The organism is Kribbella flavida DSM 17836, from assembly GCF_000024345.1.
GTDB classification, from domain to species: Bacteria; Actinomycetota; Actinomycetes; order Propionibacteriales; family Kribbellaceae; genus Kribbella; species Kribbella flavida.
In genome coordinates, this window is record NC_013729.1 from 7,545,131 (window position 1) to 7,568,596 (window position 23,466).

Genomic DNA, 23,466 nt, shown 5'->3' on the forward strand with positions numbered 1-23,466 from the left:
TCAGGGCAGGTCGAGGACCAGGTCCGGGCCCTCGCGGTGGAAGCCGAGTTTGCTGAGGTAGGAGGCGGAGTCGCGCATGCGGCGAGGGGCGAGGACCTGGCGGAAGCCGTGGTCGGTGAAGACGTCGCTGCGGCGGTAGACGAACTCGCCGGGGGTGAAGTCGCGGTACTCGGGCAGCACGTAGTCGAGCTCGATCTGGGCGCGGCCCTGGCCGGCGTCGTGGGCGAGCACGACGCCGACGGTGCGCTCGCCGCGCTGGACCAGGAACGCGTACGGGCCGGTCGCGGTGGTGAAGTCGGGGTTGAAGCGGCTGATGTCCTTCGCGTGCGCCGCCAGCACGTGCCGCAGGTAGGTGTCGTCGGCATCGACCTCGAGCACGGCGTACGCGGCCTCGTCGTGGCGGTGCCGGAGCAGGCGGTAGAGCTGGACGACGTTGATCACCGCGAGCACGGCGTTCATGCCGACCATCGGCCAGACCTGGATCGCCAGGTTGAAGCCGACCAGCACCACGCAGCCGACCAGGTTCAGCAGCCGGAGTCGCAGGATCCGGGTCTGCAGCAACGACACGACGACCAGCGCCGAACCGCCCCAACCGATGATGCTCCACACGTCCACGGGGTGAGAGTAGACCAGGTCCGCCGGTGGACTGTTCGGCCAGACTGGTGCCGTGACGGACTACCTCGAGCTGAACGGCGTACCGCTCGATCCGGTGCCGCCGGCGTTGCTCAGAGCCATGGGCTACGGCCACTTCAGCTCGTTGCAGGTTCGCGGCCGGCGCGTGCACGGGCTTCCGTTCCACGTGGAACGGTTGGACCGGAGCTCGGCCGAGCTGTTCGGCCACGGGCTGCCCGGGGAGCGGTCGCTGCCACTGGTCAAGAGCGCGGTCGAGCGCAGCGGGCGGCGGGACGCCTCCGTCCGGATCACCGTCTTCAGCCGGCGGACCCCCGAGGTGCTGGCCGGGACTCGGGTCGAGCCCGACGTGCTGATCACGGTCGGGGCGCCGATCGAGCCGACGGCCGGCGCCCGGCGCTTGCAGTCGGTTGAGCACGAGCGGACTTTGCCGCAGCTGAAGCACAACGGCACCTTCGACCTGCTGCACCTGGCCCGTCGGGCCCGCCTGGCCGGGTACGACGACGCGCTGTTCACCGATCGCGCCGGCTACGTCTCGGAGGCGTCGATCTGGAACATCTGCTTCGTCCGCGGCGACCAGCTCGTCTGGCCGGCCGCGGCCGCGCTGCCCGGCATCACCCGGCGGGTGATCGACGAAGGGCTCGCCCGCCTCGGCGTACCGGCTGAGACGCGTCCGGTGCCGCTGGCCGACGTCACGGCGTACGACGCGGCCTTCCTCACCAACTCGATCGACACCGCGCTGCCGGTCGCCTCGATCGACGCGCACCGGTACGAGCCGAAGCCCGAGGCGAGGAACCTGCTGATCGCGGCCTACGAACAGCTCGGCGCCGACCCACTCTGGGGAAACCCGCCCTAGGGCGGGTTGATTAACTCCCTGCAGTCGCGAGCAGGTGCCCGGTGCGGTGGCGAGGTGCGTGCCGGGTGCCGCGCAGCACGCAGGGAGTATCAACACGCCCTAGTTGCCACCGCCGCCCCCGCCGCCGTCACCGCCACCGCCACCTCCGTCGAAGCCGCCACCTCCGTCGATGCCGCCGCCGTGGTCGGCGCCCCCGTGACCGTAGAAGTCCCCCCAGCCGCCGACCGCTCCGGTCTGCGCGTCGAAGCCGGCGAGCGGGATGTAGCTCGCGCCGGCGCCCAGCGCGAAGTAGCCCTGCCCGTACGGCGCGACCGCCGCGCCGGCTTCCCAGTACGGGACCCGCCGGCTGCCGTACCGCACGTACCGGACCTCGGGCTGCTGACCCGCGCGCACCCGAGCCGCGTCCTGGGCGCAGGCCGGCACGGTCCGGGTGCCGAACTTCGGCTGCGTCCACACCACGTCGACGGTCGACGGGCCGTGCTGGGGATTGAAGAAGCACGGCACCCGGCGCTCCGGCACCGGCTGACCCGCGACCCGGGCCTGGACGCAGACGATCGCGTACCGCCCGGTCGCCAGCGCGTCGGTCACCGCGCTGATGCCTTCGGCCGACCGGATCTCCTTCGCCGCCCGCTGCGCCGCCTCGTACGAGTCCAGCGCGACCTGGAAGTCGACCCGCGCGTCGGCGTCCAGCTCGCGGCCGGTCACCCGGGCGTCCAGCCGGCTCAGCTCCTCGCCGAGCAGCGTGATGTCCTCGTCCGCGAGCTGCCGGATCTGCTCCAGCTCCTCGGCATCACCGCGCCGCGCCGCGCGCCGGTCCCACAGGTACCGCCCGGCCAGGGCAACTCCTCCGCCGCCGAGGGCGGCCAGCAACCACTCCATCCACAGAATTTAGCCTCCTGTGGACAATACTGTGTACAACTCAGCCGCGCGCGTTCCACCAGTCGAGCAGTTCGGCCCGGGCGCGCTGCTCGCCGAGCGGTCCCTGGTCCATCCGCAGCTCCATCAGGAACTTGTACGCCTCGCCGACCTTGCGCCCGGGCCCGATCCCCAGAATCTCCATGATCTGGTTGCCGTCCAGGTCCGGCCGCATCGCGTCCAGCTCTTCCTGCTCCTGCAGCCGGGCGATCCGCTGCTCCAGATCGTCGTACGCCGCCCGCAGCGCGTCGGCCTTCCGCCGGTTCCGGGTGGTCGAGTCGGCCCGGGTGAGCACGTGCAGCCGGGTCAGCAGCGGACCGGCGTCGCGCACGTAGCGGCGAACCGCGGAGTCGGTCCACTCGCCGGTGCCGTACCCGTGGAACCGCAGGTGCAGCTCGACCAGCTTGCCGACCTGGTCGATCTGCTCGTTGCTGAACCGCAGCGCCTTCATCCGCTTGCGGGCCAGCTTCGCGCCGACCACGTCGTGGTGGTGGAAGGTGACCTTGCCGTCGCCTTCGAACTTGCGCGTCCTCGGTTTGCCGATGTCGTGGATCAGCGCGGCGAACCGGACCACGAAGTCCGGCAGCTCGACCTCCTCGCCGAGCCGCGGCTCCAGGTCGATCGCCTGGTCCAGCACGGTCAGCGAGTGCTGGTAGACGTCCTTGTGCCGGTGGTGCTCGTCCAGCTCCAGCCGGAGCGCGGGCAGCTCGGGCAGCACGTGGTCGGCCAGTCCGGTCGAGACCAGCAGGTCCAGACCGATCCTTGGGTACGGCGCGCAGACCAGCTTGACCAGCTCGTCGCGGACCCGCTCGGCGGACACGATCGTGATCCGCTCGGCCATCGCGGTCATCGCGGCCACCACCGCCGGGTCCGGCGTGAAGGCCAGCTGGGCGGCGAACCGGGCCGCGCGCATCATCCGCAGCGGGTCGTCGGAGAACGAGTCCTCCGGGGAGCCCGGGGTCCGGATCGCCTTGTTCGCGACGTCCTCGAGGCCGCCGTACGGGTCGACGAACCGGTGGGACGGCAGCAGCACCGCCATCGCGTTCATCGCGAAGTCGCGCCGGGCCAGGTCCGCCTCGAGCGTGTCGCCGTAGGCCACCTCCGGCTTGCGCGAGGTGGGATCGTAGGACTCGGACCGATAGGTGGTGATCTCCAGGACCCAGTCGCCCTTGCGGCAGCCGATCGTGCCGAAGTCCTTGCCGATGTCCCAGACGTGGTCGGCCCAGCCGGTCAGCAGTCGCTGGACGTCGTCGGGCCGCGCCGAGGTGGCGAAGTCGAGATCCTTGCTCCCCCGACCGAGCAGAATGTCCCTGACCGGACCCCCGACCAGGGCGATCTCGTGGCCGGCCCGGTCGAACCGGGCACCGAGCTCGTCGACCACCGGGGCGATCTTCAGCAACGACTGGACACCTTGCCGCTGGACGGCGGACAACGATCCGGGAGAGGCCGAGTGGTCGGGAGTAGGAGACACAGGGAACTAGGTTACGGTGACGGCGTGTTCAGACGGCGACTGAGGCTCTGCGCGAGCGTGGGCGCGGGCCTGGTGATCGCTGCCTCGGCGGCGGCCCAGCCCGTCCCGGCGGCGGTCGCGAGCCCCTCGGCCGAGGAGAACCCGGTGGTCTCGGTGACCATCGACTCCTTCCTTCCGGCCGCCCCGAAACCGGGTGACCAGGTGGTGCTCACGGGCCGGATCACGAACACCAGCAGCACCACCTTCGGCAAGGCGCAGGCCGGAGTCTGCATCGGCCGCGACCGGCTCACCACCCGGGCCCAGCTGGCCACGATCCCGACCGAGGCGAACGAGCCGATCCAGCAGCGCAACGACTGCGTCGGGCTGGCCAACTCCAACTCACCCAGCTTCCAGGAGTTCGGCACGCTGGCGCCGAAGGCCTCGGTCCGGTTCCGGCTGGTCGTCCCGTGGCGGGACTGGGGCATCGGCCCGGAGCCGGGGGTCTACACCGTCGGCGTCCGGTTCCGCGGCGACACCAGCCCGAGCGACCGGCTCTCGGCCGGCCTGTCCCGCACCCTGATGCCGGTGGTCAGCGCCCAGCCGATGCCGCGCAAGGTGAACACCGCCCTGGTGATCCCGCTGCGGCACCGCCCCACCCTGCTGACCGGCGACCGGTTCGCGAACGAGTCGCTGGCCGACTCCCTCGCCCCGACCGGCGAACTCGGCCGGCTGCTCGCGCTCGGCCGGAGCCGCAAGGTCACCTGGCTGGTCGACCCGGCGATGATCGACGAGGTCAAGCGGATGGCCGCCGGCTACCGCGTCCACGTCGACCAGCAGATCCGCCCGGGCAAGGGCCAGAAGACCGCCGCTGGCTGGCTCAGCGCCTTCACCGCCAGCCGCGCGAAGAACCCGGTGGTCCTGCTCCCGTACGGCGACCCGGACGTCGGAAGCCTGATCGACGCGGGCGGCGGCCTGCGCGAGCTGGTCTCGCAGTCCCGGACGGCGACCGAGCAGTTCAACCTCGGCGGCCCGCAGCTGTTCCAGTCCGGCCTCTGGCTGGACAACGGCTCGGCCAGCAGCCGCAACCTCGCCGCCGGTTCGACCGGGTACGCCGGTGCGAAGGCCGACGACGTGAACCTGGTGCCCAGCTCCTCCTGGTCCGCCGACACCCGGCCGACGCTCTCGCCGTCGCCGGTCTACAACGTGCTCACGCCCGAGGGCCCGGTGAAGAGCGTGCGGACCGTGATCGCCGACTCCGCGCTGACCGCGGGCGGCCCCGACCCGGCGACCGCGAACAGCCCGATCCAGGTGCGGCAGCGGTTCGCGGCGGAGACGGCGCTGCTCGCCGCCACCGGCAAGGGCGCCATCACCGTCGTCGCGGTGCCACCGCGCGGCTGGTCCGAGGACGGGCTGGCCACCACCGCGCTGGCCGAGGGCCTGTCGCTGCCGTGGACCGCCCCGGTCGGTCTGGACACGCTCTACCGCAGCAACCCGGCGAACCCGCTGCCGAAGCCGGCGCTGACCAAGGGTCCCAACGTCCCGCGCTCGACGCCCGGCCTGGCTCCCAACCAGCTCCAGCAGATCAAGTCGCTCAGCGACGCGCTCCGGACCTACGTGTCGCTGCTGAACAACCCCGACCAGGCCGACGAGAACCTGCGCCGCGCGCTGCTGCGGTCCGCCTCGACCGGCTGGCGCGCGTTCCCCGACGACGCGCAGGAGTTCGCGTCGTACGAGCTGAGTTTGATCAACGGCCAGCTCGGCAAGGTGCACCTGGTCACGAACTCCAGCGGCGGCAAGGGCGGGCACCGTGAGATCAAGGTGAACCTGTCCGGCAGCAAGGGCACCTTCCCGCTGACCATCGCCAACGAGCTGAACGTCTCGGTCCGGGTCGGCGTCGTGGTCACCTCGGCGAACCGGAGCGACCTGCGGATCGAGCCGCTGCAGACCCGGGTGCTGCCGCCCGGTCAGAAAGCGACGTACCAGATCAACGCGAGCGCTGAGCAGAACGGCCTGATCCGGGCCGACGCGCAGGTCGTCTCGTCCCAGGACCTGCCGGTCGGCAGCTCCCAGGAACTGCTGATCCAGGCCGCGCAGTACGGCAGCGTCGGCTGGATCCTGGTGGGCTCCGCGGTCGCGCTGCTGTTCGGCACCTCGGCGGTCCGGATCTACCGCCGGGTGCGGTCGGAGCGGCGCAACCCCACGCCGGAGACCGGCGAAGACCCGCTGCACCCGGCGCCGATCGACCCCGCGGTGCTGAACGCCGGGCCCGCCGACGACGGCCCGCACCCGGACGAGCCGAACCCGCTGACCGCCGGCGAGCCGCTGCGCGTCACACCCGACAGTCTGAAAGAGGGAGTCGGGACGAAGGATGGCTGACCGCACCCTGCGCTCCGCGGCGGTGATGGCAGCCGGAACGGTGCTGTCCCGCCTGCTCGGATTCGTCCGCATCGCCCTGCTCGCGGCCGCCATCGGCACCGCGCTGCGCGGCGACATCTTCACCGCGGCCAACACCATCCCGAACAGCCTCTACATCCTGCTCGCCGGCGGCGTCTTCAACACCGTGCTGGTGCCGCAACTGGTCCGGGCGATCAAGAACCACGAGGACGGCGGGCAGGACTTCACCAACCGGCTGCTCACCTTCGGCTTCGTGGTGCTCGCGGTGGTCACCGTCGGCTGCGTGCTGCTGGCGCCGCAGATCGCCGGGCTCTACCTGCCGGACGAGCTGCACGAGCCGTCCCGGGCCGCCGAGCGTGCCTCGATGATCATGTTCGTCCAGCTGTGCCTGCCGCAGATCTTCTTCTACGGCGCGTTCGTGCTGGTCGGCCAGGTGCTGAACGCCCGGCGCCGGTTCGGCCCGATGATGTGGGCACCGATCGCGAACAACCTGGTCGCCTGCGCGGCGATCGTGGTCTTCCTGCTGATCTACCGGACCGGCGACAACCCGGCGACGTACAGCACCAACGAGGAGCTGCTGCTCGGTCTGGGGCACACCGTTGGGATCGCGGTTCAGCTGCTGGTCCTGCTGCCCTACCTGCGGGCCAGCGGTCACCACTACCGGCCCAAGTTCGGTCTGCGCGGCACCGGCCTCGGCCGGACCGCGAAGCTGGGGCTGTGGACGGTGCTGTTCGTCGCGGTGAACCAGGTGACGCTGGTGGTCGTCACCAACCTCGCGATCGCCGGCAGCGCGTCGCCCGACCCGGGTGCGAAGGCCGGTCTGTTCGCGTACAGCACGGCGATGCTGATCATCCTGGTCCCGCACGGCATCGTCACGGTGTCGCTGGCGACGGCCGCGATGCCGCAGCTGTCGTCGCTGGCGGCCGACGGCGACGTGACCGAGGTGGCCCGGCTGTCCGCGCAGTCGATCCGGCAGGCGCTGGCGATCGTCGTACCGGCCGCGGCGGCGATGGTCGCGTTCGCCTACCCGATCGTCACGGTGATCGCGGGCTACGGCTCCGGCAAGAACAACCTGTCACTGATGGCGTACACGCTGATGGCGCTGGCGCTGGGGCTGGTCCCGTTCACCGTGCAGTACTTCCAGCTGCGCTCCTTCTACGCCTTCGAGGACACCCGGACACCGTTCTTCCTCCAGTGCGCGATCGCCGCGCTCAACATCACCGCGGCGCTGGTCGGGGTGCGGGTGCTGCTCGACGAGGAACACCTCCGGTTCAGCGGTGTCGCGCTGGGGGCGGCGTACTCGCTCACGTATCTCTTCGCCGTGCTGCTGTCGCGGCGGGCGCTGGCCCGGAAGGTGCCCCGGGTGCACGGCGCCGGCGTGGGCCTGCCGCTGCTGGCGATGATCATCGCCGCGGTGGTCGGTGCCGGGCTGGGCCGGATCGTGCTGTCGCTGGTGAACGCGCAACTGGACTGGAGCGGGCCGGTCGCCGCCGTGCTCCAGCTCGGCATCGGCGCCGTCGTGATGCTGCCGGTGTACGTCGGGCTGGCCCGGGTGCTGCGCATCCACGAGGTCACCGACGTGGTGTCCATGGTCACAGCGAAGCTGCCCGGCCGGCGCCGCCGATCCTGATCCACCGCCGCTTGTGCACTCGTACCCACGATCCGGTGATGGTGACTGGGGCACCGCCGAAGGTGCCGGACGTTTCTTGACGAGGCACTAGCATGGGGGCTGCGATCGGACCGGCAACCGCTCGCGACCGGGTTCGCCACGCGCGGATCCGGAGCGGGACGCAGGCCGACCAGTGCATCGAGGAGGGCGAGAGACACCGTGTCGAACCAGACCGTCAGTCCGGGTGCCCTGCTCGCCGGCCGTTACCGGATCGCCGAGCTGCTCGCGGAGATCGACGGTGCGCGGGTGTGGCGGGCAGTGGACGAGGTGCTCAGCCGAGCGGTCGTCGTGGACGTGCTCCCGGTCGGGGACCCGCGGCAGAACGTGCTCTTCGACGCCGCCCGGCGGGCCGCTGCGGCGAACGACCCGCGCTTCCTGCGGGTGCTCGACTGCGACGTCTACGAGGGCGTCACGTACTGCGTGCGCGAGTGGGCCGGAGGCCGCCCACTGGAACGCATGCTCGGCGCGGGGCCGCTGACCGGCCAGCAGGCCGGCTGGCTGGCCCGCGAGGTGTCCGAAGCGCTCGAGAACCTGCACCGCACCGGCCACTCGCACGGCTCGATCTCCCCGGCCACCGTGGTGGTCACCGACGCCGGCGCGATCAAGGTGGTCGGCCTGGCCACCGAGGCTGCGCTGCGCTCGACCGGTCCGGGGTCGCCGGAGGAGGACGTCCGCGCCCTCGGCGAGATCCTGTACGCCTCGCTCACCGGCCGCTGGCCCGGTCCCGCTCCCGCGTGGGGACTGCAGCCCGCGCCGGTCGAGCACGGCCGCCTGCTCAGCCCGCGCCAGGTCCGCGCCGGCGTACCGCGGTCCCTCGACGACATCACCGACCGGCTGCTCGGTGACCCGCCGCGGCACCACGCCGCGCCGATCACCAGTGCGGCCGGCTTGTCCGCGGCGCTGTCCGGCGTCGTCGGCAGCTCGCACGAGCCGCCGAGCCAGATGGACGAGACGATCGCCGTCGCCCGGCAGAACGGCAGCATCGACGACGCGACCCAGATCGCCCCCGCGATCCCGGCCGTGCCGCCCGCGGTCGACCCGGCCCCGCCGCGGCCGAGCAGCAACGGCCAGACCGCGCACGCGGCGTACGGGCAGGCGGCGGAGACCCGGCCGGTCGCCGCGCAGTCCGCGCCCCCGAACGGCGGCGGCCGCCGTCGCCCACCGGCGGAGGAACCGCGCCGCCGGGGCAGCTGGGGTGGACGGATCCTGATTCTGCTCGCCGTCCTGGCCCTGCTGTCGGTGGTGCTGATGGCGCAGTTCCTGGTCAAGGGCGCGATCAACCGCGACCAGGGCAGCAACGGCACCACTCCGAACGTGCCGCAGACCTCCGGCCCGCCGGCGCAGACCAACGAGAAGGTGACGATCACCGACGCCAAGGACTTCGACCCCGAGCCGAAGGGCAACGGCGAGGAGCACCCGGAAGACGTCGGCGCCACCTACGACAACAAGCAGAGCACCACCTGGACGACGATGTCGTACAGCAAGGCGGCGCTCGGCGGACTGAAGAACGGCGTCGGGATCTACTACGACCTCGGCCAGCCCACCAACGTCTCCGAGGTGACCGTCAGCCTGGTCGGCGACGGCACCGACCTGGAGCTGATGGTGCCGAAGACCGAGGGTGACAAGGCGCCGAGCTCGGAGAGCGGCTGGAAGTCGGTCGCCGTCGCGGAGGACGCCGGCCCGACGGCCTCGCTGAAGCCGGAGGCTCCGACCCAGACGCGGTACGTGCTGGTCTGGTTGACCAAGCTGCCGAAGGACGGCGGCGGCTACCGCGGCGAGATCTCGGAGGTCGTGGTCAAGAAATGACCTCCGACATCACCCGGATCGGTCCGCCCCCCAGCCCGGGCGGCGACGCGGTCGCGACGCACAGCTACGACACCATGGACGACCACGAGCTGCTCCGGCTGCACGTGGCCGGCAACCCGGACACGTTCGGTTACCTGGTCAAACGGCACCGGGACCGGATGTGGGCGGTCGCGATCCGGACCCTCGGCGAGCCCGAGGAGGCGGCCGACGCGCTGCAGGAGGCGTTCATCTCGGCGTTCCGCCGGGCCGACTCGTTCCGCGGCGACGCCAAGGTGACCACCTGGCTGCACCGGATCGTGGTGAACGCCTGCCTGGACCGGATCCGGCGCCGCCAGGTCCGGGCCGCCGACCCGTTGCCCGAGGACGAGGACCGCGCCGCCGAGCTGGCCGGCCCCGCCGAGGACGACCCGGCCGAGGTGCGCGAGCGCCGGCTGGACGTGCTGAACGCGCTCAAGCAGATCAACTCCGACCAGCGCAGCGCGCTCGTGCTGGTGGACATGGAGGGCTACTCGATCGAGGAGGCGGCCGCCATCCTCGGGTGCGCACCCGGCACGGTGAAGAGCCGGTGCGCCCGCGGCCGGGCCCGGTTGCTGCCGTTGCTACGGCACTGGCAGACCACGCGCGGCGGCAGCGGACCGGACGACGACGGCCCGGCAGCGGCCGCCGCGAAACCGGCAAAAGCTGGTTCCGGATCGGGGGGAACCGAATGACCGGGCCGTCCGTCGAAGCGGAGTCGCCCACCCGCGACCCCCTAGCGTTCGCCGACCGGAGCACTTCACCGATGACCACTCTGCGCACGTCCCGTGAGGGGGCGAGTCCCCGATGACCGAATCCGGTCTGCCGACCAGTGAGCACCTCGAGCACCTGGACACGGACACGATCGCCGACCTGATCGAGAACCTGCTACCAGCCCCCGAGGCGCACCGCGCGCGGGAGCACGTGAAGGCCTGCCCGGACTGCCAGCAGACGTACGACGCGCTGCTGCAGCTGACCGAGGATCTCGCCGACGAGGGCCGCACCGACATCCCGATGCCGGCCCACGTCGCCGAGCACCTGAACGCCGTGATCGCCTCGGAGTCCGTACTGCGGGCCTCCACGGTCGGCGTGCACTCGCTGGCCCAGCTCCGCGAGGAGCCGCACCGGCACCTGCCGAAGCTGCTGCTCGCGGCGGCTGCGGTGGTCGTCGTCGCGGCGGCCGGCGTCGGCGTCGTCCTGGCGACCGCGGACCACAGCAAGGAGGGCGCGGCCGGGATCAGCGACCCGACGTCGGTGCCCAGCATCTCGACCGAGCAGGTCGGGCCGGACGCCCAGCGCTGGCTGGAGAACTCCAACGACGCGGTGCTGCACGGCGACGCGGCCGAGATCGCCTGCGCCAAGCAGTTCGCACAGGGCCGGCCGAACTCCGTGCTCCGGCTGGTCCAGCCGGCCACGGTGGACGGCAAGCGGTCGACGGTGATCGGGCTGCCCGGCGGGTCGCCGCGGGACCTGCAGATCTTCGTGGTCACCGGGTGCAGCGAGCCCGGTGGCGTCGCGACGCCCTTCTACGACACGACCATCACGCTGCGCAACCGCTGACTCCGTTCGGTGAGCCACCGGCTGGCCGGACGGGCACGGTGGGTACCTTGGGAATGGTCGGCCTCTAGGATCCGTTGAGTACGACGTCCAGTCTCGACGACACCGAGGAACGCCCAGATGAATCGCGCGAGCATGAGCGACCCAGCCGTCCGCAACGTTATCGTCATCGGCTCCGGCCCGGCGGGTTACACCGCTGCCGTGTACGCCGCGCGGGCGCAGCTGGAACCGCTGGTCTTCGAGGGTTCGGTGACCGCTGGTGGTGCGCTGATGACGACCACCGAGGTGGAGAACTACCCCGGTTTCTCGCAGGGCATCATGGGTCCGGCGCTGATGGACGAGATGCGCACGCAGGCCGAGCGGTTCGGGGCCGAGCTGGTCGCCGACGACGTGGTCGAGGTCGACCTGACTGGTGACGTCAAGGTGGTCACCGACTCGGCCGGCGCCCAGCACCGGGCCAGGACCGTGATCTTGGCGATGGGGTCGGGCTACCGCAAGCTGGGGCTGCCGCGCGAGGAGCAGCTGTCCGGTCGCGGTGTGTCGTGGTGTGCGACGTGTGACGGGTTCTTCTTCCGTCAGCACGAGATCGCCGTGGTCGGTGGTGGCGACACCGCGATCGAGGAGGCCACGTTCCTGACCCGGTTCGCCGACAAGGTGACGATCGTGCACCGGCGCGACGAGCTGCGGGCCTCGAAGATCATGGCCGAGCGGGCGTTCAGCAACGACAAGATCGAGTTCGCGTGGAACTCCGAGGTCGCCGAGATCCACGGTGACGACAAGCTGACCGGCGTGACGTTGCGCGACACCGTGACCGGTGAGACCCGCGCGCTGCCGGTGTCGGGCTTGTTCATCGCGATCGGGCACGACCCGCGCTCGGAGCTGGTCAAGGGCCAGGTGCACCTGGACGAGGAGGGCTACGTGCTGGTCCAGCCGGGCAGCACCGCCACCAACCTGCCGGGCGTGTTCGCCGCCGGTGACCTGGTCGACCACACCTACCGCCAGGCCATCACCGCGGCCGGCACCGGCTGTTCGGCCGCGCTGGACGCCGAGCGCTTCCTGGCCACCCTGGAGCACGTCGAGCAGTCCGCCGCCGCGACCGCGGCGGCCACCGAGCCCGTCTCCGTCTGACACCTACTCGAGAAACAACCGAAGGAGAGCCGTCCGTGGCCGAGAAGATGAACGCCGTCACCGATGCCGAGTTCGACCAGACCGTGCTGAAGAGCGACAAGCCGGTCCTGGTGGACTTCTGGGCCGAGTGGTGCGGCCCGTGCCGCCAGGTCTCGCCGATCCTGGAGGAGCTGGCGCAGGACCACAGCGACAAGCTGACCTTCCTCAAGATGAACGTCGACGAGAACCCGGTCACCCCGAGCAACTACCGGGTCACCGGTATCCCTACCATCAACGTCTACGTGAACGGTGAGCTGGCCAAGTCCATCGTCGGTGCGAAGCCGAAGGCGGCACTGCTGAAGGAACTGGCCGACTTCACCGGCTGACCAGTACCTGGTGAGAGACTGCCTGGCACCCCTTTCACGGGGGTACCGTCCGCCGCACGGCAAGGAGCATTGATGGAAGCCCCCAACGGCGCCCGGATCTACCGGATCGGTGACAGCGGCGAGGCCGTGGCCGAGATCATCGGCAAGCTGCAGCGCCTCGGTCTGCTGGCCCCCGGCCCGCGGTCCGTGTACGACGAGGAGACCGCGCACGCCGTTCGGGGCTTCCAGCAGCAACGCGGGCTGATGATCGACGGAATCGTCGGTCCGCAGACCTACCGTGCGATCGACGACGCCCGCTGGCGGCTGGGCGACCGGCTGCTGACGTACGTCGTGTCGCACCCGCTGACCGGGGACGACGTGGTCGCCCTGCAGGCCAAGCTGCAGGAGCTCGGCTTCGCCGTGGCGCGGGTGGACGGGATCTTCGGTCCCGACACCCAGCGCGCGGTGACCGAGTTCCAGCGCAACATGGGCCTGCCGGCCGACGGCACCTGTGGCCCGTCCACGTTCAAGGCGCTGCAGCGGATCCGGCCGATGGCGACCGGCGGGCGGCCGGACGCGCTGCGGGCCTCCGAGGCGGTCCGGGCGGCCGGTCCGCGGCTGTCGGGCAAGACCGTGGTGATCGACCCGGGCCATGGCGGCTTCGACTACGGCTGGGAGGGCTTCGGCCTGCGCGAGTCCGACGTGGCCTACGACCTGGCCGCCCGGATCGAAGGCCGGCTCGGCGCCACCGGCGTACGGGCATACCTGTCGCGGGGGCGTGACCAGGGGCCGGACGAGCTGGCCCGGGCCGCGTTCGCCAACGAGACCGACGCGAACCTGTGCGTCTCCCTGCACACCGACGGGTCGGCGAACCCCGAGGCGCAGGGCGTCGCGACGTACTACTACGGCACGGACCTGCACGGCGCGTCGTCCAGCGTCGGCGAGCAGTTCGCCGGCCTGGTGCAGCGCGAGATCGTGGCCCGCACCGACCTGCTGAACTGCCGCACCCACCAGAAGACGTGGGACCTGCTGCGCCGGACCAAGATGCCCGCGGTTCGGTTGGAGATCGGCTACGTCACCAACCCGCACGACGCGTCCCGGCTGGCCGACCCGGCCTTCCGCGACGTGGTCGCCGAGGCGATCGTGGTCGCGATCCAGCGCGTGTACCTGCCGCCGGAGCAGGACGCCGCCACCGGCATGCTGCGCTTCGGTCAGCTGACTGTCTGACCCGGTACGACGAATCGCCCGCCCGCTGCTCTGCGCAGCCGGCGGGCGATTCGTTTTCTGGTTCAGCCGATCACTTTTCTGACCGCTCCAGCGCGACCGTGGGCAGCATCCGGTCGAGCTTGGCCGGCAGCCACCAGGCCCGCGTGCCCAGCAGCCGCAAGACGGCCGGGACGATCACGCAGCGGATCAGCAGGGCGTCGACGAGCACGGCCGTGGCCAGGCCGAGGCCGAACTGCTGCAGCATCCGGTCCGGGCTGAGCAAGAAGGCGCCGAACACGACGATCATGATCGCGGCGGCCGCGGTGATCACGCTGCCGGTGGTCGCCAGGCCTTCCCGGACCGCCAGCACCGGGTCGCCGGTCCGGCGCCACTCCTCGTGGATCCGGGAGATCAGGAACACCTCGTAGTCCATCGAGAGCCCGAACACGATCGCGAAGATCATCACCGGCACGAAGGCCTCGATCGGTCCCGGCTGGGCGCCGAACCAGCCTTCCTGGAAGACCAGCGTGATGACTCCGAGCGAGGCGCCGATGCTGAGCAGGTTGAGCACGGCCGCCTTGATCGGGATCAGCACGGACCGGAACACGACCAGCAGCAGCAGCGCGGACAGCCCGACCACGACCAGCACGAAGATCGGCAGCCGGCTGCTCACCGCCGCCGCGAAGTCGTCGGCCGCGGCGGTCGCCCCGCCGACCAGGTACGTCGCCTTGGTCTCCGCCGCCACCGCCGGCAGCGTGCTGTCCCGCAACCGCTCGACCAGCTTGCTGGTGGCCTCGTCCTGCGGCGCCGAGTCCGGGAACACCACCATCGTCGCCACCTGGCCGTCGGCCGTCATCCGGGCCGGCGTGACCGCCGCGATGCCGGGCTCCGAGGCCAGCTTGCGGTTCAGGGTGTCCGCGGCCACCTGGTTGCCTTCCGACACCACGATCAGCGGCCCGTTGAAGCCCGGCCCGAATCCCTGAGCCAGCAGGTCGTACGCCTTCCGGCTGGTCTTGGCCGGGTCGTCGGTGCCCGCGTCGGCGAAGCCCAGCCGGAGGTCCAGCGCCGGCAGACAGAGTGCTGCGAGGGCCAGCACGCCCAGAACCAGAGGCGTCCAGGGCCGCCGCTGGACGAGGCCGGCGAGCTTGCGCCAGCCGTCTCCCGGCGTACGGCGGGCCTTGGCCGCGTGCTTCAGGACGCTGCGCTCGATCCGGCGGCCGAACAGCGCGAGCAAGGCGGGCAGCAGGGTCACGGCCGCCAGCATCGTCATCAGGACGGTCAGCGTGACGCCGAGAGCCACTCCCTGCAGGGCTCCGAGGCCCAGCGCCAGCAGTCCGAGCAGCGCGATCACCACGGTGCAGCCGGCGAAGAGCACCGAGCGGCCCGCGGTATCCAGCGCGATCTGCGCGGCCTGTGTGCGGTCGGCCCCGCGCTGGAGCTCGCCGCGGTAGCGGGAGAAGATCAGCAGCGCGTAGTCGATGCCGACGCCGAGCCCGACCAGCATCATCACCGGCGCCGTGTAGTCCGGCACCGTGAAGACGTGCGAGGCGAGCACCAGCAGGCCGAGCGTGCTGCCGACCGCGAAGACGGCCGTCAGCAGCGGAAGACTTGCCGCCAGCAACGATCCGAAAAGGAAGACCAGGATCACCAGCGCCGCCAGGATGCCCGCCCCTTCGGCAGCTCCGCCGCTGCTTTCGGCCGCCGCCCGGACCGGGTCGCCGCCCAGCTCGACCACCAGTCCGTCGGTGGCCGCCTCCTGGGCCTTGGTGATCACGCCGCGCACGGCTTCAGGATCGACGTCGGTACCGTCCAGCGTCACGTTCGCGTACGCCGTACGGCCGTCCGCCGAGACCGTTCCCTGCTCGGCGAAGGGATCGCCGACCTCCGCCACGTGCGGCTGGTCACGCACCTCCGCGAGCATCGCGGCGATCCGGCTCTTGGTGGCCGGCTGGTTCACGCCGGCCTCGTCGTACAGGACGATCTGCAGCTCGTCGGCGGTGCCGCGCGGCTGGTGCTTCTCGAGGACCTCGATCACGCGCTGGGACTCGGTGCCCGGCAACGAGGTGTCGTTGCGGTACGCGTCGCCCACCAGCGTGGAACCGACCGTGACGGCGATCAGCGCGACCAGCCACAACGCGACCGCCGGTCCGGCGTGCCGCTGTGCCCAGCCGGAGATGCGGCCCAGCAGGCCGGGCGGCGGCTGGTGGCCGGTGCTCGTCCGGGAGGGAGTGTCGACAGTCATCCGATGTGCCTCGCTTTGCTACATGTAGCGGTTCTACTTATCTACTGTCGACGGTAGCAGGCTTATGGGTAGACTGGCTACATGAAGGCGGACGCCCTGCGAGGTCACCTCGACCCGATGATCCTGGCCGTGGTCGAGCACGAGCCCCTGCACGGCTACGCGATCATGGAGGCGCTGCAGGAGCGCAGCGGCGGCGCGCTGGACCTGCCGACCGGCACGCTGTACCCGGCGCTGCGGCGGCTGGAGCGCGCCGGCTACCTGGCCAGCGAGTGGAGCACTGTCGGCGGCCGCAAGCGCCGGACGTACCAGCTGACGCCGGCCGGGCAGAAGATGCTCGTCGCCGGGCGCGGTGAGTGGGAGACGTTCCGCACGGTCATCGAAGGCGTGCTGCGGCCGCGGACGAGCTGATCCGGCGGCAGCCGGCCGGGACCGCGGAGGTCAGGCCAGCCGGAGGCAGCGCTGAGCGGAGTACGAGACGAGCGTCAGCGGGAGCAGGACGAAGCCGCCGACCACGCCGAGACCAGCCAGGTCGGAGCCGCCCAGCTCGCTGCTGAACAGGCCCATCACGGTTGCCATCGCGCCGACCAGCACGGCGCACACCAGAGCGAACAGCGCTGTTGCCCGGGCCGCCCGGTCCCGCAACCAGGGATAGCGCAGACCGAGGCCGGTGCCGAGCAGGGCGACGAACGCACCGGCGATCGCCAGCGTGCCGACCACCCGGACCGCCTGCTGGACCACGTCGAGCAGCGGCATCGCCGCATCGGGCTGCTGGGTCCACGCCCAGGCACCCTCTTGCCAGACGATCGGCTGGGCGATCATCACCAGGAAGAGCAGGACGGCCGTCCGGCGGCTCTGTGCCAGCCCGAGCTCGGCTCGGTACCCAGGAACGATCTCGCCCAGGTCCCCGAAGTCCGCGACCGCCCGCCGCTCCGCCTCGTCCCGGTCGAGGCCGTCGGCTTCGTACGCCTCGGTCGCGTCCTCGAGGCTGTCCCGCGCCTCGGCCATCAGGTCGGCCTTGCGGCGGCGAGGTCCGCGCAGCGCGCGGTTCAGCCCGGCGACGTACGCGTCAACGGGTCCTTGCTGCAAGCACTGAGTGGCAGTGGACACGGCTACCAGTATGGACAACCGGGCGGCGAAACACGTCCGGGGCACCACTGAGCCGCCCCTGGTTCCTCACCCACGCGCGGCCGCCGCGGGCACCCGCTGCCTGCGGCGACGGCGGAGGACGAAGAAGCCGACGTACGAGATCACCAGCAACGCGAAGCCGACCTTCTCGGCGGTCGGCGTCGCCCCCTCCGGCCAGAGACTGCCCTCCAGGTAGTGCTGGATGTAGCCGCCCTCGTAGTCGTCCTCGCCGCCCTTGCGGCGCAAGTACTTCTCGGGGCGGGTCAGCGGACAGGCGAAGTCCAGGACCACGTTGACCAGGCTGTAGACGCCGACCAGCAGGTGCGCCCAGATCACCTTCGGCCACCGCCACGCGATGAACCCGCCGATCACGAAGAACAGCAGGAACACGCCGTGGAACACCATCACCACGTCGGCGAGGAAGCGGTAGACCATCGGGCGGCCTTTCTCTGGTGGGTCAGCTGGGCGACGGGCCGTGCCGGAGGCGCTGGGGTTCGCGCGGCAGGACCTCGCGGACCGTGATCGGACGGGGCGGTGAGTGCTCGGGCCGGATGACACCCAGTACCCGTTCGACCGCCGCTTCCATCTCGCTGCGCCACGTCACCGTCGAACGCAGGTCCAGCCGCAGCCGGGGATGCCGCGGATGGTCCCGGACGACGCCGAATCCGACCGCGCGCAGGAAGTCCGTCGGCCAGACGCAGCCCGGACCGTCCCAGCGGGAGTCGCCGAACGCCTCCACGGCCCGGAACCCCCGCTTCAGCACGTCCTTGGCGACGGCCTGAACGAGCAGCTTGCCCAGGCCCAGGCCCAGGTAGCGAGGCAGCACCCGGCCGGTCGCGAGCACGACGGCGTCCGGGCTGACGGGTGCGGTCGGGAACGCCTGGATCCGGGGCAGGTACGCCGCGGGACCGTAGATCACGTAGCCGGCCGGGTCGTCGTCGACGTACAGGAGGAAGCCGGCGGTGCCCCAGTCGAGCAGCAGCTGGGACAGCCAGGCCTCCTTCTCCAGCTCCGTGTCACCGGTGCGGGAGGCGTTCTTCGCGGCGACCGGGTCGAGCTCCCAGAAGACGCAGGCGCGGCACGGCACCGGGAGCTCGGCCAGGTTGGCGAGCGTCAACGGTTCCAGCCGTCGGGCCATCGGGCGATCCGGTCACTCACCGGCGCCGGTCGCGGCGCCGGTCCAGGGGCCGGTCCCGGGACCACTCACGCGGCCAGTTGTCGAGCCGGTCACCGTGCCGCTCACCAGGCCCCGCTCACCGGGCCGCCGGCGCCGGGGTCCGGGCGCCGGGGGTCTCGGCCGCTTCCGGCGCGACGTAGCGCTGCTGGATCTTGTCCGCCGGCTGCCGTCTGAACAACTCCGCGGCGAACCCGGCGAACACGCCCAGGACCAGCCCTCCGAGTGCCAAACCGAACGCCTTGCCCACGCTCATTCCGATCCTGCCTTCCGCGGTGGCAACAGGTCCTGCCGCGTGTGGTCCGGCCGGCCGCCGTCTCAGCTGCCAGTCCGCGGCATGGTCGAACCTGCCCCTATAAGGCATGGTAGTGAGAGGTGGCGCCGATCGGCAGTCCGGGCGCGGCAACACGCCCGACGACCACGGCGTAGCCTGGAGACTTCCCCTCGAGTGCCTTGGAGCCGTCCGTGAGTGCTGACCTGCCCGACGTCCGGCAGACCCGTCTCGACAACTACGTCGACCGGTACGCAGCACGGACGAAGGGTATGACCGCCTCCGAGATCCGCGCACTCTTCTCCGTCGCCAGCCGCCCGGAGGTCGTCTCGCTCGCGGGCGGCATGCCGAACATCGGCGGCCTGCCGCTCGACGTGGTCGGCGGCGCGGTCCGCGACCTGGTGGTCGACCACGGCTCGACCGCGATGCAGTACGGCTCCGGCCAGGGCGACCCCGTCCTGCGGGAGCAGATCTGCGACGTGATGCGGCTGGAAGGCATCGACGCCCATCCCGACGACGTCGTGGTCACGGTCGGCAGCCAGCAGGCGGTGGACCTGGTCACCCGGGTGTTCTGCGACCCGGGCGACGTGGTGATCTGCGAAGCGCCGTCGTACGTCGGGGCGCTCGGCGTCTTCCGCGCGTACCAGTGCGAGGTCGTGCACGTGGCGATGGACGACCACGGCGTGCAGCCCGAGGCGCTGGAGCAGGCGATCGAGTCGGTCCGGGCGGCCGGCAAGACGATCAAGTTCTTCTACACGATCCCGAACTTCCACAACCCGGCCGGAGTCTCGCTGTCCGACGAGCGGCGGCGCCGGGTGCTGGAGATCTGTCAGCGCGCGGACCTGCTGGTGCTGGAGGACAACCCGTACGGTCTGCTCGGCTTCGACGGCGAGCCGCAGCGGGCGCTGCGCGCGGACGACCGGGAGGGTGTGATCTACCTCGGCTCGTTCTCGAAGACGTTCGCGCCGGGGTTCCGGGTCGGCTGGGCGGTCGCGCCGCACGCCGTCCGGGAGAAGCTGGTTCTGGCGCAGGAGTCGGCGACGTTGTGCCCGCCGGTGTTCAGCCAGCTGGCGATCTCGTCGTACCTGAGCCGGCACGACTGGCTCGGCCAGGTGAAGCAGTTCCGGGAGATGTACCGCGAGCGCCGTGACGCGATGCTGGCCGCGCTCACCGAGAAGATGCCGGCGGCAACGACGTGGACGAGGCCGGGCGGCGGCTTCTACGTCTGGCTGACGCTGCCGGAAGGCCTGGACGCGAAGGCGATGCTGCCGCGCGCGGTCACCGCCCGGGTCGCCTACGTGCCCGGAACCGCCTTCTTCGCCGACGGTTTCGGCTCTCAGTGCATGCGGCTGTCCTATTGTCACCCGACGCCCGAGCGCATCACCGAGGGGGTCGCGCGACTGGCCGGCGTGATCAACGAGGAGCTCGAGCTGCGGCAGACGTTCGGTCCGCTGCAGCCCGGCGCCGGGCACAACTACGACGCACCGGGCCCGGAGCTGAGCTGATGGGCCCGCGCCTGGCCGGTGCCGACGCTGGGGTCGGTGCTGGCGGTCGGCGCTGGGGAGCGCAAAATCCGTGCAGGGATCTCTGGGCGCCCCGTGGGTCCGCGAGCCGGTAGCGGTACCGTTCCCATGGGCCTCGGGACCGGCGCCGAGCCGGAATCGCCCACGAGTGATCGGGAAAGTTTGATGAGTGATCTGGGTCGAGTGCTGGTACTGGCTGGTGGGCTGTCGCACGAGCGGGACGTCTCGTTGCGTTCCGGCCGCCGCGTCGCGGACGCGCTGCGCAGCGTCGGGGTCGAGGTCGAGCAGCGTGACGTCGACGCGAGCCTGGTCGAGCGGCTGCGCAACGATCCCCCGGACGCCGTCTTCCCCGTGCTGCACGGTGTCACCGGCGAGGACGGCGCCCTGCGCCAGGTCCTCGACCTGTACGGCGTCCCCTACGTCGGCGCCGACGCCGCGGCCTGCCGGACGGCGTTCGACAAGCCGGTCGCCAGCACGATGGTCCGCTCGGCCGGTCTGCGGTCGCCGGAGTCGGTGGTGCTCGGGCACGACACGTTCCGCGAGCTCGGCGCGGCGGCGTTGATGGAGGCCGTCGTCGGGCAGCTCGGCCTGCCGCTGGTGGTCAAGCCCGCCCGCGGCGGATCAGCGCTCGGCGCCTCGATCGTGCGCACGATCGACGAACTGCCCTCGGCGATGGTGAACTGCTACGCCTACGGACCGGTCGCGCTGATCGAGCGGTACGTCGAAGGCACGGAGGTCGCCGTCACGGTGGTCGACACCGGCGACGGGCCGTGGGCCCTGCCGGCCGTCGAGATCCAGCCGGACTCGGGCTTCTACGACTACGAGGCGCGGTACACGGCGGGCGCCACCCAGTTCGTCGTACCGGCTCGGCTGGACGCCGCGGTGGCTGCGGCTTGTGCGCAGGCGGCGGTGACAGCGCACCGGGCGCTCGGGCTGCGGGACCTGTCGCGTTCGGACCTGGTCGTCGACGCGCAGGGTGTGCCGTGGTTCCTGGAGGTCAACGTGGCGCCGGGCATGACCGAGACGTCGCTGGTTCCGCTGGCGGCGGAGGCGGCTGGGATCGAGCTGGGCGTGCTGTGCCGCGATCTGCTCGCCACCGCTGCCGCTCGCTGAGGTCCTGATGCCTGTCGCGCCAACCACTGAGCCCGTGGCCTCCACTCCTGAGCCCCCGCCGGCGCGACCGTTGTGGCGCACGATCCTCACTCCGCGCTGGACCGGCCTGCTGGTGCTGGCCTTGGCGATCGCCGCGGTGATGTCGGTGCTCGGGGTTTGGCAGCTCGAGGTCTACCGCTCCAAGACCGCCGCGGCGACGGCCGAGCGGGCGTCGATCGCACCGGTGCCGGTGGAGTCGCTGTTCTCGATCGAATCCGGGCTGCCGGCCGCCGCGGTGGCTCGGCGGGTGACGGCCACGGGGACCTGGGCGCCGGCTGCCGATCAGATCTTCATCTCGGACCGCGCACACGAAGGCCGCAAGGGCTTCTGGGTGGTCAGTCCGTTGCTGCTCGACAGTTCCGTTCGCTCCGGTACGCCCGGTGCGGTGATGGTGGTGCGTGGCTGGGTTCCGTCGGTGGACGATCCCGCCGCCAAGGCCCCCGCTGGCCGAGTCAGTCTCACCGGTGGCATCACTGCGTCCGAGGCGCAGGACTCGTCGGGCGACGCCGGCAAGGGACGCGTCCTGCAGTCGCTGCGGATCCCGACGATCGTGCACATGGTCGACTACCGGATCTACGACGCCTTCGTCGTTGCCACCTCGGTCGAGCAGGGCGCCGGGCTCAACGGTCTCGCCCTCGTTCCGCCACCGCCTCCCCCGACCGACCACGCCGGTCTGCGCAATGTCGCCTACGGCTTCCAGTGGTGGTTGTTCGCGGCCTTCACGGTGTGGATGTGGGGCCGGATGATGCTCGACGCGCACCGCGCGGGTGATCCCGACCACCAGCCCGAGGATGACGCAGCGCCAAGCGGTACCGTTTCAGCGTGACCTCCCCCGCAGACCCCAGCACCCCCGCCACGTCCGCCGCGTCCGCCACCCCGTCCGCCGGGAACCGCGCCGCCGCCCTCCCGGTGCAGACCCGCGGCGCCCTGCTCCGGTACCGGATCATCGCGTACATCGTCGGCGTGATGCTCCTGCTGCTGGTCTTCCTGGCGATGCCACTGAAGTACTTCGCCGACAACCCGTCCGTGATGAACGTCGTCGGCCCCCTGCACGGCTTCCTCTACGTCGTCTACCTGCTGGCCACCTTCGACCTGGCCCGCCGCGTCCGCTGGCCCTTCACTCGCCTGGTCTTGGTCGCTCTCGCAGGCACGATCCCGTTCCTGTCCTTCTACGCCGAGCGCAAGGTCCACCACGACCTCACCCGCTAACTCGGCCGTTTCACGTGAAACGCCGCGACCGGATAACGTCTTAGCAATTTGTCGACATATCGCGATAGTGCCATCCGGGCCTTCGGAAGCTGCCATCACAGCATTCCGAAGGCCCAAATTGTTCTGTGAGCGCGATCCTAAGCCGCCTCGCGGATGCTCCTTCCGGACCGCTGGCGCCCTCCAAGCCGCTCCAGGCCACTCCCAGATCGCTAGATTCGGCATTCCGCGCTCGCCTGCAGCCTTTGAATCGGACTTTGCCTCCGCACCGGGTCCTCGTGAGGGTCGGCGACCGGTAACGCGTGCAGCACCGATCCCCGCCACGTGCTAGGAGACGGCAGCGCGAGGTCGCCTCCCCACGCGACACCCAGCCCACCTTCACCCCTAGCGAAGCCCATGCGCCGGCTGCATGTGCCGATGACTCTTCCCCACCGGCTGCCCCCGCGCGCCACACCCCCGCCACCCCGCCAGGCACCGGGCACCGGGCACCGGGCACCGGCACCGGCACCGAGCGATCAACCTCGCTGCGACCTGTCAATCCCGTGACCGCTTCGCCTGGGACGCCGCAAACTCGCCGAGTCCCATCACCTCTGCCAGCCTTCCGCACAAGAACAGCACCCGCGGCGCGGATCGCGCGCCCGACACGACGAACACCAGCAACGCGTCCGTACACGGGGTATTCGAGCTGTTGGATCGGGCCGACACGGGTGCAACGGGTCGTCGCAGCCGCGACCGGCTCGTGATCAGGGACACCGCGGCGGCGGCCGACGCTGGTTCGGCACCAGCACCAGCACCAGGACGAG

Annotated in this window: 22 protein-coding genes; 14 read left to right on the forward strand and 8 right to left on the reverse strand. The window is 71.2% G+C overall.

Going from position 1 to position 23,466, the window contains the following annotated elements:
* Positions 1-615 (reverse strand): YgjV family protein, encoded by a 615-nt coding sequence (locus tag KFLA_RS35050; RefSeq protein WP_012924593.1) that lies wholly within the window; start codon positions 613-615, stop codon positions 1-3.
* A 52-nt stretch (positions 616-667) separates the two neighbouring features.
* Here KFLA_RS35050 and KFLA_RS35055 point away from each other — a divergent pair, with 52 nt between their 5' ends.
* Positions 668-1,486, forward strand: coding sequence for an aminotransferase class IV (locus tag KFLA_RS35055; RefSeq protein ID WP_012924594.1), 819 nt, complete (start codon positions 668-670; stop codon positions 1,484-1,486).
* A 99-nt stretch (positions 1,487-1,585) separates the two neighbouring features.
* Here the strand turns inward: KFLA_RS35055 and KFLA_RS35060 are convergent, their stop codons facing one another.
* Complete coding sequence (locus KFLA_RS35060; protein ID WP_012924595.1) at positions 1,586-2,365, reverse strand: hypothetical protein; 780 nt, start codon at positions 2,363-2,365, stop codon at positions 1,586-1,588.
* Between the two features lie 40 nt (positions 2,366-2,405).
* Positions 2,406-3,833: a CCA tRNA nucleotidyltransferase gene (locus KFLA_RS35065; protein WP_012924596.1), complete on the reverse strand. Its 1,428-nt coding sequence runs from the start codon at positions 3,831-3,833 to the stop codon at positions 2,406-2,408.
* 63 nt (positions 3,834-3,896) lie between these two features.
* Between KFLA_RS35065 and KFLA_RS35070 the strand changes: the two genes are divergently transcribed.
* From KFLA_RS35070 to KFLA_RS35105, 8 genes are all read left to right on the forward strand, one after another.
* Entirely contained in the window at positions 3,897-6,227 is a 2,331-nt protein-coding gene (locus tag KFLA_RS35070) for a DUF6049 family protein (protein WP_148256817.1), read from the forward strand.
* Positions 6,220-7,875, forward strand: coding sequence for a murein biosynthesis integral membrane protein MurJ (gene murJ, locus KFLA_RS35075; protein ID WP_012924598.1), 1,656 nt, complete (start codon positions 6,220-6,222; stop codon positions 7,873-7,875). The genes KFLA_RS35070 and murJ overlap by 8 nt, the downstream gene beginning before the upstream one ends.
* A 198-nt stretch (positions 7,876-8,073) precedes the next feature.
* A complete protein-coding gene (locus KFLA_RS35080; RefSeq protein ID WP_012924599.1) occupies positions 8,074-9,720 on the forward strand; it encodes a protein kinase family protein in 1,647 nt (548 codons plus the stop codon).
* Complete coding sequence (gene sigM / locus KFLA_RS35085; RefSeq protein ID WP_012924600.1) at positions 9,717-10,430, forward strand: RNA polymerase sigma factor SigM; 714 nt, start codon at positions 9,717-9,719, stop codon at positions 10,428-10,430. Before KFLA_RS35080 ends, sigM begins: the two co-directional genes overlap by 4 nt.
* 112 nt (positions 10,431-10,542) lie before the next feature.
* Positions 10,543-11,295, forward strand: coding sequence for an anti-sigma factor family protein (locus KFLA_RS35090; RefSeq protein ID WP_012924602.1), 753 nt, complete (start codon positions 10,543-10,545; stop codon positions 11,293-11,295).
* Positions 11,296-11,427: 132 nt separating this feature from the next.
* Complete coding sequence (gene trxB, locus KFLA_RS35095) at positions 11,428-12,420, forward strand: thioredoxin-disulfide reductase (RefSeq protein WP_041290799.1); 993 nt, start codon at positions 11,428-11,430, stop codon at positions 12,418-12,420.
* 35 nt (positions 12,421-12,455) lie between these two features.
* The gene (gene trxA / locus KFLA_RS35100) at positions 12,456-12,785 is read left to right on the forward strand and encodes a thioredoxin (protein WP_012924604.1); all 330 of its coding nucleotides are present in this window, start codon (positions 12,456-12,458) and stop codon (positions 12,783-12,785) included.
* A gap of 72 nt (positions 12,786-12,857) precedes the next feature.
* The gene (locus tag KFLA_RS35105) at positions 12,858-13,991 is read left to right on the forward strand and encodes an N-acetylmuramoyl-L-alanine amidase (protein ID WP_012924605.1); all 1,134 of its coding nucleotides are present in this window, start codon (positions 12,858-12,860) and stop codon (positions 13,989-13,991) included.
* A 70-nt stretch (positions 13,992-14,061) separates the two neighbouring features.
* On the opposite strand, the gene KFLA_RS35110 is transcribed toward KFLA_RS35105, so the two are convergent.
* Positions 14,062-16,212 carry an MMPL family transporter gene (locus KFLA_RS35110; protein ID WP_012924606.1) on the reverse strand — a complete coding sequence of 717 codons (2,151 nt, stop codon included), beginning with the start codon at positions 16,210-16,212 and terminating at the stop codon, positions 14,062-14,064.
* Between the two features lie 81 nt (positions 16,213-16,293).
* Between KFLA_RS35110 and KFLA_RS35115 the strand changes: the two genes are divergently transcribed.
* Positions 16,294-16,620: a PadR family transcriptional regulator gene (locus tag KFLA_RS35115; protein WP_012924607.1), complete on the forward strand. Its 327-nt coding sequence runs from the start codon at positions 16,294-16,296 to the stop codon at positions 16,618-16,620.
* Between the two features lie 30 nt (positions 16,621-16,650).
* On the opposite strand, the gene KFLA_RS35120 is transcribed toward KFLA_RS35115, so the two are convergent.
* From KFLA_RS35120 to KFLA_RS38550, 4 genes are all read right to left on the reverse strand, one after another.
* The gene (locus KFLA_RS35120; protein ID WP_049797487.1) at positions 16,651-17,319 is read right to left on the reverse strand and encodes a permease prefix domain 1-containing protein; all 669 of its coding nucleotides are present in this window, start codon (positions 17,317-17,319) and stop codon (positions 16,651-16,653) included.
* Between the two features lie 66 nt (positions 17,320-17,385).
* On the reverse strand, positions 17,386-17,772 hold the full coding sequence (locus KFLA_RS35125; RefSeq protein ID WP_012924609.1) for a DUF2784 domain-containing protein: 387 nt from the start codon (positions 17,770-17,772) through the stop codon (positions 17,386-17,388).
* A gap of 22 nt (positions 17,773-17,794) precedes the next feature.
* The gene (locus tag KFLA_RS35130) at positions 17,795-18,475 is read right to left on the reverse strand and encodes a GNAT family N-acetyltransferase (RefSeq protein ID WP_012924610.1); all 681 of its coding nucleotides are present in this window, start codon (positions 18,473-18,475) and stop codon (positions 17,795-17,797) included.
* 115 nt (positions 18,476-18,590) lie between these two features.
* A complete protein-coding gene (locus KFLA_RS38550) occupies positions 18,591-18,767 on the reverse strand; it encodes a hypothetical protein (protein WP_012924611.1) in 177 nt (58 codons plus the stop codon).
* Between the two features lie 209 nt (positions 18,768-18,976).
* Between KFLA_RS38550 and KFLA_RS35135 the strand changes: the two genes are divergently transcribed.
* The 4 genes from KFLA_RS35135 to KFLA_RS39215 all read left to right on the forward strand — a co-directional run bounded on the left by KFLA_RS35135 (position 18,977) and on the right by KFLA_RS39215 (position 22,666).
* Positions 18,977-20,287, forward strand: a complete 1,311-nt coding sequence (locus KFLA_RS35135; protein WP_012924612.1) for an aminotransferase-like domain-containing protein — start codon at positions 18,977-18,979, stop codon at positions 20,285-20,287.
* A gap of 183 nt (positions 20,288-20,470) precedes the next feature.
* Complete coding sequence (locus tag KFLA_RS35140; protein WP_012924613.1) at positions 20,471-21,418, forward strand: D-alanine--D-alanine ligase family protein; 948 nt, start codon at positions 20,471-20,473, stop codon at positions 21,416-21,418.
* Positions 21,419-21,452: 34 nt separating this feature from the next.
* On the forward strand, positions 21,453-22,283 hold the full coding sequence (locus KFLA_RS35145; protein ID WP_237706673.1) for an SURF1 family protein: 831 nt from the start codon (positions 21,453-21,455) through the stop codon (positions 22,281-22,283).
* On the forward strand, positions 22,280-22,666 hold the full coding sequence (locus KFLA_RS39215) for a DUF3817 domain-containing protein (RefSeq protein WP_012924615.1): 387 nt from the start codon (positions 22,280-22,282) through the stop codon (positions 22,664-22,666). Before KFLA_RS35145 ends, KFLA_RS39215 begins: the two co-directional genes overlap by 4 nt.
* Positions 22,667-23,466 lie beyond the last annotated feature (800 nt).

Excerpts from the sequence above, each read along its gene's own strand:
- KFLA_RS35060 (WP_012924595.1), bottom strand. The coding sequence starts at position 2,365 with ATGGAGTGGTTGCTGGCCGCCCTCGGCGGCGGAGGAGTTGCCCTGGCC.
- KFLA_RS35105 (WP_012924605.1), top strand. The coding sequence starts at position 12,858 with ATGGAAGCCCCCAACGGCGCCCGGATCTACCGGATCGGTGACAGCGGC.
- KFLA_RS35130 (WP_012924610.1), bottom strand. The coding sequence starts at position 18,475 with ATGGCCCGACGGCTGGAACCGTTGACGCTCGCCAACCTGGCCGAGCTC.
- KFLA_RS35140 (WP_012924613.1), top strand. The coding sequence starts at position 20,471 with ATGAGTGATCTGGGTCGAGTGCTGGTACTGGCTGGTGGGCTGTCGCAC.
- KFLA_RS35115 (WP_012924607.1), top strand. The coding sequence starts at position 16,294 with ATGAAGGCGGACGCCCTGCGAGGTCACCTCGACCCGATGATCCTGGCC.
- sigM (WP_012924600.1), top strand. The coding sequence starts at position 9,717 with ATGACCTCCGACATCACCCGGATCGGTCCGCCCCCCAGCCCGGGCGGC.
- KFLA_RS38550 (WP_012924611.1), bottom strand. The coding sequence starts at position 18,767 with ATGAGCGTGGGCAAGGCGTTCGGTTTGGCACTCGGAGGGCTGGTCCTG.
- KFLA_RS35090 (WP_012924602.1), top strand. The coding sequence starts at position 10,543 with ATGACCGAATCCGGTCTGCCGACCAGTGAGCACCTCGAGCACCTGGAC.
- murJ (WP_012924598.1), top strand. The coding sequence starts at position 6,220 with ATGGCTGACCGCACCCTGCGCTCCGCGGCGGTGATGGCAGCCGGAACG.
- KFLA_RS35110 (WP_012924606.1), bottom strand. The coding sequence starts at position 16,212 with ATGACTGTCGACACTCCCTCCCGGACGAGCACCGGCCACCAGCCGCCG.
- trxB (WP_041290799.1), top strand. The coding sequence starts at position 11,428 with ATGAGCGACCCAGCCGTCCGCAACGTTATCGTCATCGGCTCCGGCCCG.
- KFLA_RS35125 (WP_012924609.1), bottom strand. The coding sequence starts at position 17,772 with ATGGTCTACCGCTTCCTCGCCGACGTGGTGATGGTGTTCCACGGCGTG.